General features: G+C 68.4%; 11 protein-coding genes and 2 pseudogenes. 6 read left to right on the forward strand and 7 right to left on the reverse strand.

The genetic code is table 11. The annotated features are described in order from the left end of the window. Positions 1-310 precede the first annotated feature (310 nt). Together ACIBHY_RS06435 and ACIBHY_RS06440 are read right to left on the reverse strand one after the other, a co-directional pair. Entirely contained in the window at positions 311-490 is a 180-nt protein-coding gene (locus ACIBHY_RS06435) for a hypothetical protein (RefSeq protein ID WP_397306129.1), read from the reverse strand. A 14-nt stretch (positions 491-504) separates the two neighbouring features. After that, on the reverse strand, positions 505-633 hold the full coding sequence (locus tag ACIBHY_RS06440) for a hypothetical protein (RefSeq protein ID WP_397306130.1): 129 nt from the start codon (positions 631-633) through the stop codon (positions 505-507). Between the two features lie 71 nt (positions 634-704). Between ACIBHY_RS06440 and ACIBHY_RS06445 the strand changes: the two genes are divergently transcribed. The 3 genes and pseudogenes from ACIBHY_RS06445 to ACIBHY_RS06455 all read left to right on the forward strand — a co-directional run. Continuing rightward, positions 705-1,325, forward strand: coding sequence for a PASTA domain-containing protein (locus ACIBHY_RS06445; protein ID WP_397256974.1), 621 nt, complete (start codon positions 705-707; stop codon positions 1,323-1,325). After that, on the forward strand, positions 1,322-1,672 hold the full coding sequence (locus ACIBHY_RS06450) for a hypothetical protein (RefSeq protein ID WP_397256972.1): 351 nt from the start codon (positions 1,322-1,324) through the stop codon (positions 1,670-1,672). Before ACIBHY_RS06445 ends, ACIBHY_RS06450 begins: the two co-directional genes overlap by 4 nt. A 392-nt stretch (positions 1,673-2,064) precedes the next feature. After that, positions 2,065-2,682, forward strand: a pseudogene (locus ACIBHY_RS06455) (IS5 family transposase); the annotation flags it as partial. A gap of 75 nt (positions 2,683-2,757) precedes the next feature. On the opposite strand, the gene ACIBHY_RS06460 reads toward ACIBHY_RS06455, so the two are convergent. From ACIBHY_RS06460 to ACIBHY_RS06470, 3 genes are all read right to left on the reverse strand, one after another. After that, positions 2,758-4,467: a chondroitinase-B domain-containing protein gene (locus ACIBHY_RS06460; RefSeq protein ID WP_397306131.1), complete on the reverse strand. Its 1,710-nt coding sequence runs from the start codon at positions 4,465-4,467 to the stop codon at positions 2,758-2,760. A 90-nt stretch (positions 4,468-4,557) separates the two neighbouring features. Beyond that, on the reverse strand, positions 4,558-4,797 hold the full coding sequence (locus ACIBHY_RS06465) for a hypothetical protein (protein WP_397306132.1): 240 nt from the start codon (positions 4,795-4,797) through the stop codon (positions 4,558-4,560). Between the two features lie 374 nt (positions 4,798-5,171). Beyond that, positions 5,172-5,441, reverse strand: a complete 270-nt coding sequence (locus tag ACIBHY_RS06470) for a hypothetical protein (protein ID WP_397306133.1) — start codon at positions 5,439-5,441, stop codon at positions 5,172-5,174. 806 nt (positions 5,442-6,247) lie between these two features. Here ACIBHY_RS06470 and ACIBHY_RS06475 point away from each other — a divergent pair. The 3 genes and pseudogenes from ACIBHY_RS06475 (at position 6,248) to ACIBHY_RS06485 (ending at position 10,577) form a co-directional block, all read left to right on the forward strand. Continuing rightward, on the forward strand, positions 6,248-7,339 hold the full coding sequence (locus ACIBHY_RS06475) for a hypothetical protein (RefSeq protein ID WP_397306134.1): 1,092 nt from the start codon (positions 6,248-6,250) through the stop codon (positions 7,337-7,339). 286 nt (positions 7,340-7,625) lie between these two features. Continuing rightward, positions 7,626-8,669, forward strand: a pseudogene (locus ACIBHY_RS06480) (IS5 family transposase). Positions 8,670-8,783: 114 nt separating this feature from the next. Continuing rightward, positions 8,784-10,577 carry an alpha/beta fold hydrolase gene (locus tag ACIBHY_RS06485; RefSeq protein WP_397306135.1) on the forward strand — a complete coding sequence of 598 codons (1,794 nt, stop codon included), beginning with the start codon at positions 8,784-8,786 and terminating at the stop codon, positions 10,575-10,577. A 599-nt stretch (positions 10,578-11,176) separates the two neighbouring features. Here ACIBHY_RS06485 and ACIBHY_RS06490 read toward each other — a convergent pair. Continuing rightward, on the reverse strand, positions 11,177-11,554 hold the full coding sequence (locus ACIBHY_RS06490; RefSeq protein ID WP_397256957.1) for a response regulator transcription factor: 378 nt from the start codon (positions 11,552-11,554) through the stop codon (positions 11,177-11,179). A gap of 481 nt (positions 11,555-12,035) precedes the next feature. Continuing rightward, positions 12,036-13,325, reverse strand: coding sequence for an isocitrate lyase (gene aceA, locus ACIBHY_RS06495; RefSeq protein WP_397306136.1), 1,290 nt, complete (start codon positions 13,323-13,325; stop codon positions 12,036-12,038). Positions 13,326-13,488 lie beyond the last annotated feature (163 nt).

Here is a 13,488-nt window from a genome sequence, read left to right on the forward strand (position 1 = left end):
GGTTGCCTTGAACACAGGTCTCCAGTCGGTCGGAAGGTGCGGGGAGGGGGAGCCTGACGCCTCGCGCGGCGTTCTGCCAGGTCAACATGCCCGCCACGCCAGGCTACCTGCGATTTCCGTTGGAACCGACGCAAGCGATCATGCTTGCGAGGATGAGTGGCGCACGTCCCTCATCGAGACTCGTGACCAGCTCGTACGGCCCCAGCGGCAGTGCCAGTTCACCTTCTCGGTGGCGATGAGCGCGCACGCGAAGACCTGTCACCGCCGGCCATGCGGCTACCACCATGAAGAACCGGTGCGGACGGCTCCGCTATGAGCCGGGCCTTGTGGTGCTTCGGGGGCGGCGCAGCGAGATGGGCAGGTGGAGGCGCCGGGCGATCCAGATGATGGCCAGGTCGCACACGGCGAGTCCGGCCGCGGCCGGGAGCAGGACCGCCCAGCCGCTGTCGCCTCCCTCGCTGATGCTCCAGACGACCTTGAGGAGGGCCATGAGGTTAATGATGATCAAGCCCCGGCCCGGGGAATGGCGCCAGAACGCCAGGCAGAGGGGCTGCCGGCGACGGCCAGCACGCTCAGCACGTACGGCGGGGACAGCCCACCGATGCCGAGGATGAGCTCGTTACGTTCCGCCACTTGGAACGGAACGGAACGTGAACTGGAACGAAATGTCCCGCCTTAGGAGTAACCGACCAAAGGAGAAGTGGATGTCTCGTTCATGGTGGACGACCCTGCTCGGGATCGTCGCGATCATGCTGACCCTCGGCCTGGCCGGGCCAGCCGGCGCCCTCCCACCGGACAAGGATCCGGACAACCCCGGCCCCGACCCCATCAGCTGCATCGACTCGATCGTTCTCAACTCCTTCTCCGTCTCGCCGACAACCGTCGCCGCCGGCCAGAGCGTCACGGTCAGCTGGAACGTCTCGGTGACCACGGAGAATCCGCTGTGCACCCTGAGCAACTACAAGGTGACGCTTGACGGATCCCCGGTGGGCAAGGTCGGCAGCAAGACCGTCCAGGTCTTCGCCACCAGGGCCTTCTTCCTGCGCGGCGCCTACGGCACGGCCACGAAGTTCAACGTGTTCCGTGAGGTGACCGTCCCGCCGCAACAGGTCACTGTGCCGAACGTGGTGGGGCTCGACACGGCCGCCGCGCGGCAGGCCATCACCTCCAGGGGACTGACCCTGACCGCCTCCATCAAGATCGACCCGTTCTGCAACGCGACTCCGGGCACGGTACTCAGCCAGACCCCCGTCGGCGGGACGCAGGTTTCGCCGGGGTCCCTCGTGCGGATCTTCATCGCGGATTGGCCGGACACATGCCCATGACCTGGCTGCTCGCCCTAAGCCTGATGGCCCCGGCAGGGCCGGCGACGATCCCGTCCGACGTCTTCTGCGTGCTGCGCACCACCGGCTCGGTCACCGCGGCGCCAACCCCCGCGCTGAACCAGTGGCGGATCACCTGGAAGGTGGTCGTGCCGGCCGACTGCGAAGGCCGTGTGAGCCAGCAGCTGGACGACGTGGTGGTCTTCCGGTCGGGCTCGGCGTTGTTCAACGTCCTGACGCCGAGCCGTACCTGGACGCTTGAAGCCTTCAACTCCGCACGGGTGAAGTTCCTCGACTCGGTGACCGTCCTCGGGACACCGCCCTCCTCCAGGCCCGACTCGTCCGGCTGAGGCTGCTTCTTGGCGGCATTGACGGGTCTCGGGTTCGGCCTGGTGAAGCTTGCCGAAGGGCGATAAGCCGCTCGAGATTGCTCGTAGCCATCTGGCAGGGCTGTCCGGCACGGGTATCCGTGCCGGACAGCCCTGACCACGCTGCGCCAGGTGGACGCTGCAACTGGTGATCCGTGACCCTTTCGCGCGCGAAGTAGCTGAGTTGTCCGTGCGGGCCACTCATCGATCAGCGTCTACCTGATGAGGAGATCAGATGCGACCACGACTAAGGCGTGTTTCAAAGGGGTTTGGGGTTTGCGGCGTGGCGGTGATCGCTAAACGACGAGGTCTTCGGTAGTTGGTTCTACGACCAAGAAGAAGCAAGTACCGGAGACCTCGTGGCCAGCGTAGCGGTGACGAGGCGGCACGACCTGACCGATGGGCAGTGGGCAGCGCTGCAGCTGCTGTTACCCACCAGCTCAGGTCGGGGTCGTCCGCCGAAATGGAGCAGACGGCAACTGATCGATGGGATTCGATGGCGGATCCGGACCGGGGCTCCGTGGCGGGACGTGCCCGAGGCCTACGCTCCCTGGGCAACGGTCTATGGCAGATTCCGCCGCTGGCAGCGTGACGGGACCTGGGCACACATCCTTTCCGCGCTGCAAGCGCAGGCGGACGCTGCGGGAAGGGTCGGCTGGTCGGTGAGTGTGGACTCCACCACCAGCCGTGCTCACCAGCACGCCGTCGGCGCTCGCCGAGACGGGCCGACGCAGAAGCAATCGCCCGGTGGCGTGCAGGTCGAACCGGCCGATCACGCCCTGGGCCGCTCCCGCGACGGGCTGACCACCAAGACCCATCTGGCCTGTGAGCAGGGCCGTAAGGTACTGGCTCTGGTGGTGACCGCTGGGCATCGCGGCGACAGCCCGCAGTTCATCCCGGTGCTGGGCAGAATCCGTACCGCCCGGCTCGGCGGCGGGCGACCCCGCACGCGCCCCGATCGTGTCCTGGCCGACCGGGCCTACACCAGCGAGGCCAACCGCGACCACGAGGTTGTCATACCGGACCTTGCCGGTGGGCACCTCGCCGACCAGGCTGAGGGCGGCTTGCTAGCCCGCCGTGGGGCCCACCTGGGCGGCGGTCAGCGGGCCGGGGCCGATCTCCGGCGCGTACTCGTCGGAACCCACGTCGGCGACGCCCTGGCGGGTCTGGCCGTCCAGGTCGTGCGAGACGGCCGGGTAGCCGCCCTTGGCCGCGTTGACGGCCGGGCTGCCGGAGCTGAGACGAAGGATCCCGTTGGCGTCCTGGACCAGCTTGGGGTTGGTGCCCGAGACGGTGTCCCACGACAGGTTGCCGCGCACGGTGGGGGTGACGGCGTTGCCGAGCGAGATCAGCGTGCCCTGAGAGGCGCGGGCGAACAGGTTGTCGGCGACCAGCGGGGAGGTAGCGGGGTTGGAGCCGCCCTGCGCGGAGATGGCCGCGCCACCGGCGTTCACGACGGTGTTGAGCAGCACCTTGACTCTGACGGCCGCGTCGTGGATGGCGTCGTAACCGGCTCCGAGGTAGACACCGTCCCGCCGTACGCCCTGGATGTGGTTGTTGACGATGGTGTGCTCGGCGCCGTAGACGCGCATCCCCCTGTCGCCGCCGATGATGTGGTTGCCCTCGACGGTGTTGCGCGAGCCGAAGCGCAGCGTCAGCACACCCTTGACACCACCTCGGATGGTGTTGTGCCGTACGACGGAGTCCGAAGCCTTCACCGAGATCACCTCGTCGTCGCCCACGACGTTCTCGAACAGGTTGTGCTCCACCACCGCGCGCGCCGAGACCTGCCCGAGGGCGCTGAGGCCGAGCCTGATGCCCTCGCTGCCGTTGACGGTGGAGGTGTTGTCGCGGAAGTGGTTGCGCCTGATCGCCACGTGCAGCGGCATCGTCGCGCCGCCGACCTGCAGGAAAACGCCGTGCTCTGTCTTGCCCGCGAAGAGATTGTTGGCCACCTCCGCGTCGTCTCCCTGGACGTCCAGGAAGTGAGTCTCGGCGCCGTCGACCTCGGCGAGCTGGAACGTGTTCCTGGCGATGCGGATGCCGGTGGAGTTCGACGGGACGATGATGCCGGTCCGCTGTTTGAAGACGAAGCCCTCGATGGCCACGTTCGCGGAGCTGTCGAAGGTGAAGGTTCTGGACCCGGTGAGGGTGACGCCGCCGACGGACTGGGCGGCGATGGTGACGCCGCTCCTGCCGGCGATCGGGATGGCGGCGTTGACGGCGTAGGTTCCGTTGGCCAGCACGATGCGCTGTCCGGGCTGCGCGATCCTGATGGCCTCGGTGAGGGCGGCGATCGAGGTGACCACGGTTCCGCCCGGCTCCTCGCCCACCGGGCGCACTGTCACCTTGTCGAGGTTGGGCCCGTTCGCGATGGTGGTGGTCAGGCGTACGGTGTTGGCGCCGGCCTTCAGGGTGGCGCGCACGGTCGTGGAGCGCCAGGTGGCCCAGTCGGTGGAGGGCGAGAAGGGCCGGGTGGCGATCTTGACGCCGTTCACCGCGACGTCCAGCGGGCGATCGACGGTGCTGCCGTTGGAAAACCTGAAGATCAGGTCGACCTCGGCAGGCGCGTCGGCGGGGACGACGAACTCGACGTAGGCGCCCGTCGCGGAGTCGTAGTCGGCGAAGCCCGAGCCGCTGTAGCCGGGCGACCTGTTGGAGACGACCGCCTTGACCAGCGTCGCGTCCTCTGCCTCGTACAGCGTCTGCGCCTCCGCGTGGGCCGGGGCCGCCACGATCATGGTGGACAGGACGCACAAAGCCAGCAAACGTCGCACACGCACTCCCTAGACATAGGAGGATTACGCAATCCGCCCGACGATCACGGAGGTTAGAGGTAAACGCCTGTGAGGGCAAGGGCTCATGCGCTAGGAAATGTTCTGGAGAAGTGCCAGGAAAATGGCGTCGGCGTTGTGCCGGTGGGGCCAGAACTGCACCTTAGGACCGATGCCCAGTCCTCCGACCTCTGGCACGTACGCGCGGGCGCCGAGGGGCTCGAAGTCGTCCCGGCCTTTGAGCACGTCGGCGACTACGACGCTGGTCTCGGTCAGGTGCGGCGAGTAGGTCGGCAGGCGACGACACCGCCTGGCCGGAAGACGTCGAGCCACGGGACGGCATCACCATGACAACCGCCTCATCAGTCATGATCACCCGCGCTTGGGGCTTGGTGACACGTTCGTTAACGGCACGTCCGCAGTGAGTTCAGCCGGACTGAAGGACTCTCATCGGGAACACACGCGAGTTCGGTTGGTGAGATCTGAAACGCGGAGAGTTCGTCGGGGTCATGGCGTCATGGCCCAGGGGATCACGATTGGGACTCTGATCGAGTTCGTCGGCGAGCAGGTGCTCGGCGACGGCGGAGCATCTGGCGGCGGAAGATATTTGTGGGTACCGTCAACGGCTGTCCGCAGGTTTCCTCAACCCCCGGGAAGTCCCAGAGTTCGCGCGAACTGAAGGGTCCTCAGGATGAACCCAAGGGCCTTCACGCTTCATGGACCGTACTGACCCTTGGGTTCGCGGGAACTGGCGGGATCTTGCTTCTCAGCAGCGGTCGCCAGAAGCACTCGGCGTTTTCGGCGTAATGGATCGCGGTCTCGGGGTCGAGGCCGAACACCGATGCCAGGTGCAGCGGGGCGGCTCCGTGGGCCAGGGCCTCTTCGAGTTGCCGGTCCACGCGAAGCCGTTCCAGGGTCGCGGCCCGGCCGCGGAGTTCCTTGTCGCCCCACAGGGTGCTGACGAAATGAGCGCCCATCGCACTCTTCTGATTGATGGTCAGATGCGGTTCGCCGTGTCTGACCAGCGGCTATGCCCACGGGGGAGCCAGTCGAGCGGGACCTGGTGCATGAGCGCATCGATCGGGCGGGCCTTCCAGCGATGGGAAGCCGCCGGTTCCCGGTCGACGCCGTCCAGTCGCAGCTCGCGGATCGCTCTGGTGGGGGCGTAGACGACGGCCAGGACGACAACGAGGCGAGCGGCCGGGGTGGTGGCGCTTTCGACCGCTTTGCCCCTACTGGCCGCGGCATTGGATCTTGGGCGTGCGTGGGGCTGCGTACGCTGTCGAGGAGCCGCGCAGGATATGGAAGGGTCGTGAAGATGCCCGAGCTGAAGATCGTCGCCGATGCTGCCGCGATCGTCTCACGGAAAGTCCGTGAACGAGGCCTTCGCCCGTCTCGCGCATCTCGTGTCATGAGTGCCAAGGGCCTGGCCATGTTATGCGCGGCTGCCGTCCTGGCCGCGGGGTGCGCGGCCGTGCCCCCGCGGCCAGGTGCGTCCGCGCCGACCCCCACCTCTACCAGCGTCGCCGCGGCGAGCCCAAAACCCGCTCCAGTCCGTGCGGCCCGGGGCCGCGGGTGGCGGCTTGAGCACGTCGGCGACCAGCGCGGAACCCGGCTGAAAGCGGTCGCGGCCAGCGGTGCGCGCGACGTGTGGGTGCTCGGCAGCCCGAACGAAGGCACTGGTCGGCTGCTGCTCCTGCACTTCGACGGTCAGCGGTGGCGTGAGCGCCGCGCACCTGAGGTGACGTGGGACTCCAAAGACGACGAGAGGTTTCCTGCGCTGGTGGCGACCGGACCGCGCGACGTCTGGATCTTCGCCGCCACCGCCGCTCTGGCCGCGCACCACTGGGACGGCGAGCGCTGGAGCCGGGTTCCGCTACCGGACATGGACTACAACCCGGGCGAGCGGGCCGGTGCCACCGCCCTCGCGCCCGACGACGTGTGGCTGGTGGTTGGGGATCACGCCGCGCACTGGGACGGGCGGGCCTGGACGGTCATGCGCCTGCCCGGCTGGGCGGCGTCGGTGTCGGCCGCGGCGCCCGACCAGGTGTGGGCGGTCGGTGGCACCGGCCGGCCGCTCGCGCAGGGGAGTTCCAGTTCCCAGGCGGCGACCATGCGTTGGGACGGCCAGTCATGGCAGTTGGTCCCCGCGCCCGAGGACCGCACCCCAAGTAGCGAGATCAACAGCCGGGGCCGGCCAGACGGCAGCATCCCGTCGATCACGCTCACCCAGGTCGTCGCCCATGGTCTGGGCAACGTGTGGGCGGTCGGCACCCGCAGCGTGTTCGACTACGAGGACGGCAGCAGGAGTAGCACGATCATCCTGCACTGGGACGGCATGGCCTGGTCTCGGGTGCCGGGCCCGGCCGACGTCAGCGCGTCCGGCTCCGACGGCAGGGACGGAATCGTTCTGGTCGACTGGGACGCCGACGAGGGCGGCTTGAGCGGAACCATTCAGGCCGCGCCCGATGGCAGCCGGACCGAGCTACCGCCGATGGCGGGGACGAATCGTAGACGCGAGGTCGACGTCTCCGCGGTGAGCGCGGTGCCCGGAACGAGCACGGTCTACGCAGTCGGCCGCGCAGGTCGACGGCGGCGCCGCGAGAGCTGTCCTGTACGGCGTCGCGGGCGCGGACGGTGTGCTCGTACGCGGAGCGGGCCGGCTGCAGGGGATGGGAGGCGAGCACGGCGCGGTGGACACGGTAGCCCGGTGGCAATCGCCTTCAGCAGCCAGCTGATCGCCTTGTCCGGCCATCCGTCGGCGCCGGGCGCGGGCACCTCCGGTGGCCACGCATTGGGCAGCCGGCGGCCGCCATCGTCCACGGCCACCGGCGGCGTGGTGGTGGCCGGTTCGTCCCAGGGCGGGCGGGTGTAGTCGACGCCGTCGATCGGGGCCAGGCCCAGCAGCGGCATCCGCTCCTGCCGTTCCTTCAGCCCGCCGGTGAACCCCTCGCGGACGTCCTCGATCCAGCTGACCAGACCCTCGCGCTCGCCGTCGTCGTCCAGGCGTAGCCGATGCAGGCGACCGGCTCCATCCGGCGGGATCTTGACCGGTTGCGGCTCAGGGTCTTGCTCAGGCGTAGCCTGATCCTAGGAGCTGTTCGGGGTTCGGATCTTGGAGAGTTCGGCGGCGGACTGGCCGTGGCTGATAGAACTCGGCAGTGGCGCGTTTCGATGTGACCGATGCTGAATGGGCGTTGATCGAGCAGTATCTGCCGGTGGCGGCTACCGGGCCGCTGCCACGGCGGGTGCGTGACGAGTTCAACGGGATCTTGTGGCGGTTTCGTACGGGATCGGGCTGGCGTGATGTCCCGGAACGCTATGGGCTCTGGTCCACGCTCTATTCCCGGTTTCGCGGGTGGGCCGGGGCGGGGGTGTTTCAGGCGCTGATGGACGCGCTGATCGCCGAGGCGGCAGCGCGCGGGCAGGTCGGGCTGGAGTTGGTCAGTGTGGACTCCACGATCGTGCGGGCGCATCAGGAATCGGCTGGGCTGGCGGTCGCTGGGGAGACCTTGGATGCGCTGGAGCAGGCGTTGACCGAGGAAAAGGGGGCTCCGCTTGCGGAGCAGCCGCCGGTGTTGCGGGTGATGCGCCGCAGGCCACACCCGGCGCGCACCTCGCGGACGCATCGCCGGGCCAAGATCGTGCAAGCACCCGGCGGCGCCGCAAGGCCCGGGCGAAGGCGGCCGGGCTTGGTCGATCCCGAGGCGGGTTGAGCAGCAAAGTCCATGTGGCGGTCGATGCGGCCGGGTTGCCACTGGCCTTCGTGCTCACGCCGGGACAGGCGGCCGGCTGCCGGGAGTTCATCACCGTGCTGGACAAGATCCGCGTGTGCGGTCCGGTCGGTCGCCCGCGTACTCGCCCCCGCGCGGTGGCTGCAGACAAGGCTTACTCCTGCAAGGCCAACCGGGGTTATCCGCGCCGCCGCCGGATCGTCGCGGTGATCCCGGAGAAGGCCGATCAGCAGGCCAATCGCAAGAGGAAGGGGACGGCCGGTCGGCTTCGATCCGGAGCGCTATCGGCAGCGCAACACCGTTGAACGCTGCTTTCAGAAGATCAAGACCTGGCGCGGCCTGGCTACTCGCTATGACAAGACACCTGAAAGCTACGAAGCCGGGCTCCACCTTCGAGGATCGGTCATGTGGTTGAAGCTCCTCTTCTCAACCACATGTTCCGAACTCCGAACAGCTCCTAGAACGACCTGACCATTCTGGCGGTCTTTCCATGCGATCTCTGCATGATCCTTCTGGCGTTCGGTGCCCGCGGTACCCAGGAATGACCGGGTTCCTCCCGGTCACCGACACGCCGGAGGCTAATGCATGATCACCAATGTCGTGGCACTCACGCTGCTGACCACCTTGCTCCCCGGCGCGCCCGCGCCTGCGTCCGCCCAACCGGGCACGCACGAGTGCGCGGGCGCGACCACACGCTGCGACGGCAGCGTGCAGGTACCTCTCGACTGGGACGATCCCGCGTCCCAACGCATCTCGGTCGCCTTCGCCTTCATTCCGGCCAAGAACACCGCCGACGGCACCATCGTGGCCAACCCGGGTGGTCCGGGACCGGTCATCTCGACGCTCGACGGAATCCAGGACTCGCTCGGACCGGTGCTGAAGAGCAAGAACCTGCTGCTCATGGACCCGAGAGGGATCGGCGAATCCTCGCGGCTGGTGTGCGAGGGCGCCGCCCTCGACAAGCCGGAGACGATCGCGCCCTGCGCGAAGAAGATCGGGCCGAAGGCCGCGTACTACACCGCTGACCAGGCGTCTCACGACCTTGAGGCGGTCCGGCGGGCGCTCGGTCTGGGCCGGGTGAGCTACTACGGCAACTCCTACGGCACGGTGTTCGCCCAAGCCTACGCGGCCCACCACCCGCGTAGCCTCGACGCGATCTTCCTGGACAGCACCGTCGTCGTCGAGCCGACCGGATACGCGAGCTGGGAGTACTTCACCCACTCGCAGATGACGCACCTCGACACCGTGTGCGACCGCTCCAAGGAGTGCGCCGCCCTTCCCGGGAAGGCGTCCGGCATCTGGACCCGGCTGGTGGAACGGCTGCGCCGCCATCCGGATCCCGCCGTGTCGGTGTTCCAGACGTACATCCTGCGGAATGTGGAGCGTCCGCTGTACGGCAGGGAGGCGACCGCGGCGGCGGACGCCTATCTACGTGGCGACACCGCCCCGCTGTATCGCCTGGCGCGGGACCTGCCGACCGGGCTGCCGACCAGGCCCGATCCGGACTTCGCCGGATACCTGGCCTTCCGCTGCGGCGACGGCGCCTTCCCGTTCGACCGGCACACGCCAGGCCCCGGGCGTCGTGCCCAAGCCGAGCGCTACTACCAGCGGGAACGCCCCCTGGCGCCGTACGAGGTCACCGACATCTACCCCGGGTTCGACACCGTGGAGCCGTGCATCGACTGGCCGACGCCACGGCACAGCCCTGTCCGCCCGCCCGGACATACGCTGCCGTCCATCCCCGTCCTGGCGATGGCGGGAGAACTCGACTTCAACGGCGGACCCGGCGCTGTGGCCCGATCACTGCGCGCCTTCCCGAACGTGAGCGTCCTGACGGTGCCGTTCGGCGACCACGCGCTGACGATCCCCCCAAGCGGGCCCGGAGCCGCCAGCCACTGCGCCCGCGAGACGTTGCGCACCTTCCTGGCCACCAAGCGCGTGACCGACCAGGGTTGTAGCGCCGAGAACTACCGGGCCGTGGGCCGCTTCCCGCGGCGCCTGGCCGACGTGGCGCCCCACCGCGCGCCCACGCTCACCACCACGCAACAGCGGGTCCTCGCCGCCGTCCTCGCCACCGCCGCCGACGCCACCGCCCGCCGCAACCCCAACATCTTCCCGCCCTCCACGCCGAACCACCCGGGCCTGCGCGGCGGACAGCTCACGTTGGGTGCGGACATCACGCTCACCCAGCTCAGGTACGTCGAGGACGTCCAGGTCACCGGTACCATAGCCCTCACATCGCACAGCAGCGCCACCGCCACCCTGCGGGCCGAGACCGGCGGACGCACCCATGAGGTGACCTTGGCCTGGAACCCGTTCACAACCGACCCCAAGGTGGCCGGGACGTTCGACGGCGCCTCCTTCGGATATTTCAGTTGATTCGCCGAACTGCGCGGCTCGCCTACCGGCTGTGCCTGATGGACCCGAGGAGTACCAGCCCTGCCTCGACAAGGACGCCTACGGTTCGCCTCCTGGGCGCTGCTGGCGCCGCGCGCGCCCGAAGTTCGCGAACGCGTCAGGCGAGCCCGGCGCCGCCGCCCGAGCTGGGAGCATCCGCAGTTGGCGCCTGCCAAGCTGACGACGCGAGGGTGGCCGAGCACCATGGGCCGCCTGCGTCGGCGCTGTATCAGGTGGAGCCGCGTGTCGATGAGCGCGTCGCTGCCCTTCCACGTGAGTGTGAACTGTCACGCCCATCCGCGCTCGTGGGGCAGATACGCCGCCGTGGTAGCTGAGGAAGCCTGGTGCGGGGTGCGGGGTGCGGGGGGCACGGTCCGCGCAGCGGCTGGCGCCGGGCCGCTACCAGGTGCAACTGGTGCCGGAACGCATCGATGGCTGCCGCCGCCGTGGCGGGCATCCCAGCCGGAGCGGCGGCCGTCGGCGGACAGGTGCGGCTCCACGGTACCGAAAAGGTGCCCGGCGACGATCACGAAGTGGGAACGGTCGCCGCGGCCGGTCGCCACCACCTGGACGTCGGGCGGTCAGGGCTCGACCAGGCCGGCCCGGATGGCGTAATGGGTCAGGTCGAGGCGGTCGTTGAGGCCGAGCTTGGCCAGGATGTTCGTGCGGTGGCGATCCACGGTCTTGGGACTGATGACCAGGGTGTCGGCGATGGCCTTGGTGGAGTGACCCTCGGCGATGAGCTTGACGATCTCCTTCTCGCGGGCGGTCAGCAGGCTGTCGGGCAGGGGATCGCCGTGCTCGTGGCGGTGCAGATTGTCGCGGATCAGGGCGGTGACCGCGCCCGGATAGAGGAAGGGCTCGCCGCGCGTCGCCGCCCGGCGGGCCTCGATGAGGTCGCGGTCGGCGACCGACTTCAGGACGTAGCCGCTGGCCCTGACCCGAGTCGCCGATCTCACCGTGCACCCCAACTCGACCAGCTCGCGCGATGGCTACGCACCCAGCGCCACCGGGCGCGCCTGACCTACGCCATGCTCGCGGCCCGCGCCGGTTGGGTTGCGGTGGTGCGCTGCTCTGCCATCCTGCCGGGTGTTGTCGTTCGCAGGGGCGCCCCGCGTCGATGTGACACATGGTTCCCGAACAGAGGCGAGTTAGACGAAGGCCCGGCCCTCGACGTGGAAGAGGGCCGGGCCTTCGTGTTCAGGGAGAGGACTTCTCTTGGGCTTCGAAGGGTCGGTCCCCGCGCACAACCCATCAAGAAGCCGCTGCCATGGGCCACCCATGATCCAGACCTCGTGTGGCGACATGGAACCCCATGAAGAACCCATGAGAAGCCCTACTGAGCGCTACATTCGGATACCAATGGATACTTGAGTCGTGACCAAGGGTAGGTGATCATCTCGCCGATTCTGTGTCCGAATTGGTGGACGATGTCCGACTCTAGTGGGCGGCGGCGAACTGCTCCTCTTCGGTGGAGCCCTTCAGGGCGGTCGTGGAGGAGTCGGGCGCGATCGCGGTGCTGACCAGGTCGAAGTAGCCGGTGCCGACCTCGCGCTGGTGGCGGGTGGCGGTGTAGCCGCGGGTCTCGGCGGCGAACTCGGCCTCCTGCAGTTCGACGTACGCCGTCATGCCGTCGGCCGCGTAACCCTGGGCCAGGTTGTACATCGAGTAGTTCAGCGAGTGGAAGCCGGCCAGCGTGATGAACTGGAACTTGTACCCCATGTGCCCGAGTTCGCGCTGGAACTTGGCGATCGTGGAGTCGTCGAGGTGCTTCTTCCAGTTGAAGGACGGCGAGCAGTTGTAGGCGAGCATCTGGTCCGGGTACTCGGCCTTGACCGCCTCGGCGAACTCGCGGGCGACGTCGAGGTCGGGCGTGCCGGTCTCCATCCAGAGCAGGTCGGAGTGGGGCGCGTAGGCCAGGCCGCGGGCGATGCAGGCCTGCACGCCGTTGCGCACCCGGTAGAAGCCCTCCGCGGTACGGTCCCCGGTGGTGAACCGCTGGTCGCGGGGGTCCACGTCGCTGGTCAGGAGCGTCGCGGCCTGTGCGTCGGTCCGCGCGATGATCAGGGACGGGACGCCGGCCACGTCGGCGGCCAGGCGCGCGGCGTTGAGCGTCTTGATGTGCTGGCCGGTGGGGATGAGCACCTTGCCGCCCAGGTGGCCGCACTTCTTCTCGGAGGCGAGCTGGTCCTCCCAGTGCACGCCCGCGGCGCCGGCGGCGATCATGCCCTTCATCAGCTCGAAGGCGTTGAGCACGCCGCCGAAGCCGGCCTCGGCGTCGGCCACGATCGGCGCCAGCCAGTGGGGGGCCTCGATGCCCTCCGACCAGGTGATCTGGTCGGCGCGCAGCAGCGCGTTGTTGATGCGGCGCACGACGGCGGGCACGGAGTTGGCCGGGTACAACGACTGGTCGGGGTAGGTCTGTCCGCCCAGGTTGGCGTCGGCGGCGATCTGCCAGCCGGACAGGTAGATCGCCTGCAGCCCGGCCTTCACCTGCTGGACGGCCTGGTTGCCGGTCAGCGCGCCGAGGGCGTGGACGTAGTCCTCGGAGTGCAGCAGGTTCCACAGCCGCTCGGCGCCGAGCCGCGCCAGCGTGTGCTCCTCCTGGACCGACCCGCGCAGCCGGACCACGTCGTCGGCGCTGTAGGTGCGCTCGACGCCCGCCCAGCGGGGGTTGTTCTCCCAGTCCTGCCGCAGCTCCTCAGCCGCTCCCTTGAGGCGATCGTTCATGTTCGCTCCTTATGTCGTCCCCTGGGTGCTTGCTGCTGAGTCTGTGCCCCGCCGTACCGCTTCCATAGAGGTTTTTCTCAGCGAAGAAGGCTCAGATTTCTGCTAGAGAAAATACTGAGGCGTATTCGATGCAGAAAAGTTCGCGAAGTTTTCCTTTGGCCTA

Source organism: Nonomuraea sp. NPDC050547, assembly GCF_044457345.1.
Taxonomy (GTDB): Bacteria; Actinomycetota; Actinomycetes; order Streptosporangiales; family Streptosporangiaceae; genus Nonomuraea.

Excerpts from the sequence above, each read along its gene's own strand:
- ACIBHY_RS06435 (WP_397306129.1), bottom strand. The coding sequence starts at position 490 with ATGGCCCTCCTCAAGGTCGTCTGGAGCATCAGCGAGGGAGGCGACAGC.
- ACIBHY_RS06445 (WP_397256974.1), top strand. The coding sequence starts at position 705 with ATGTCTCGTTCATGGTGGACGACCCTGCTCGGGATCGTCGCGATCATG.
- ACIBHY_RS06450 (WP_397256972.1), top strand. The coding sequence starts at position 1,322 with ATGACCTGGCTGCTCGCCCTAAGCCTGATGGCCCCGGCAGGGCCGGCG.
- ACIBHY_RS06470 (WP_397306133.1), bottom strand. The coding sequence starts at position 5,441 with ATGGGCGCTCATTTCGTCAGCACCCTGTGGGGCGACAAGGAACTCCGC.
- ACIBHY_RS06485 (WP_397306135.1), top strand. The coding sequence starts at position 8,784 with ATGATCACCAATGTCGTGGCACTCACGCTGCTGACCACCTTGCTCCCC.
- aceA (WP_397306136.1), bottom strand. The coding sequence starts at position 13,325 with ATGAACGATCGCCTCAAGGGAGCGGCTGAGGAGCTGCGGCAGGACTGG.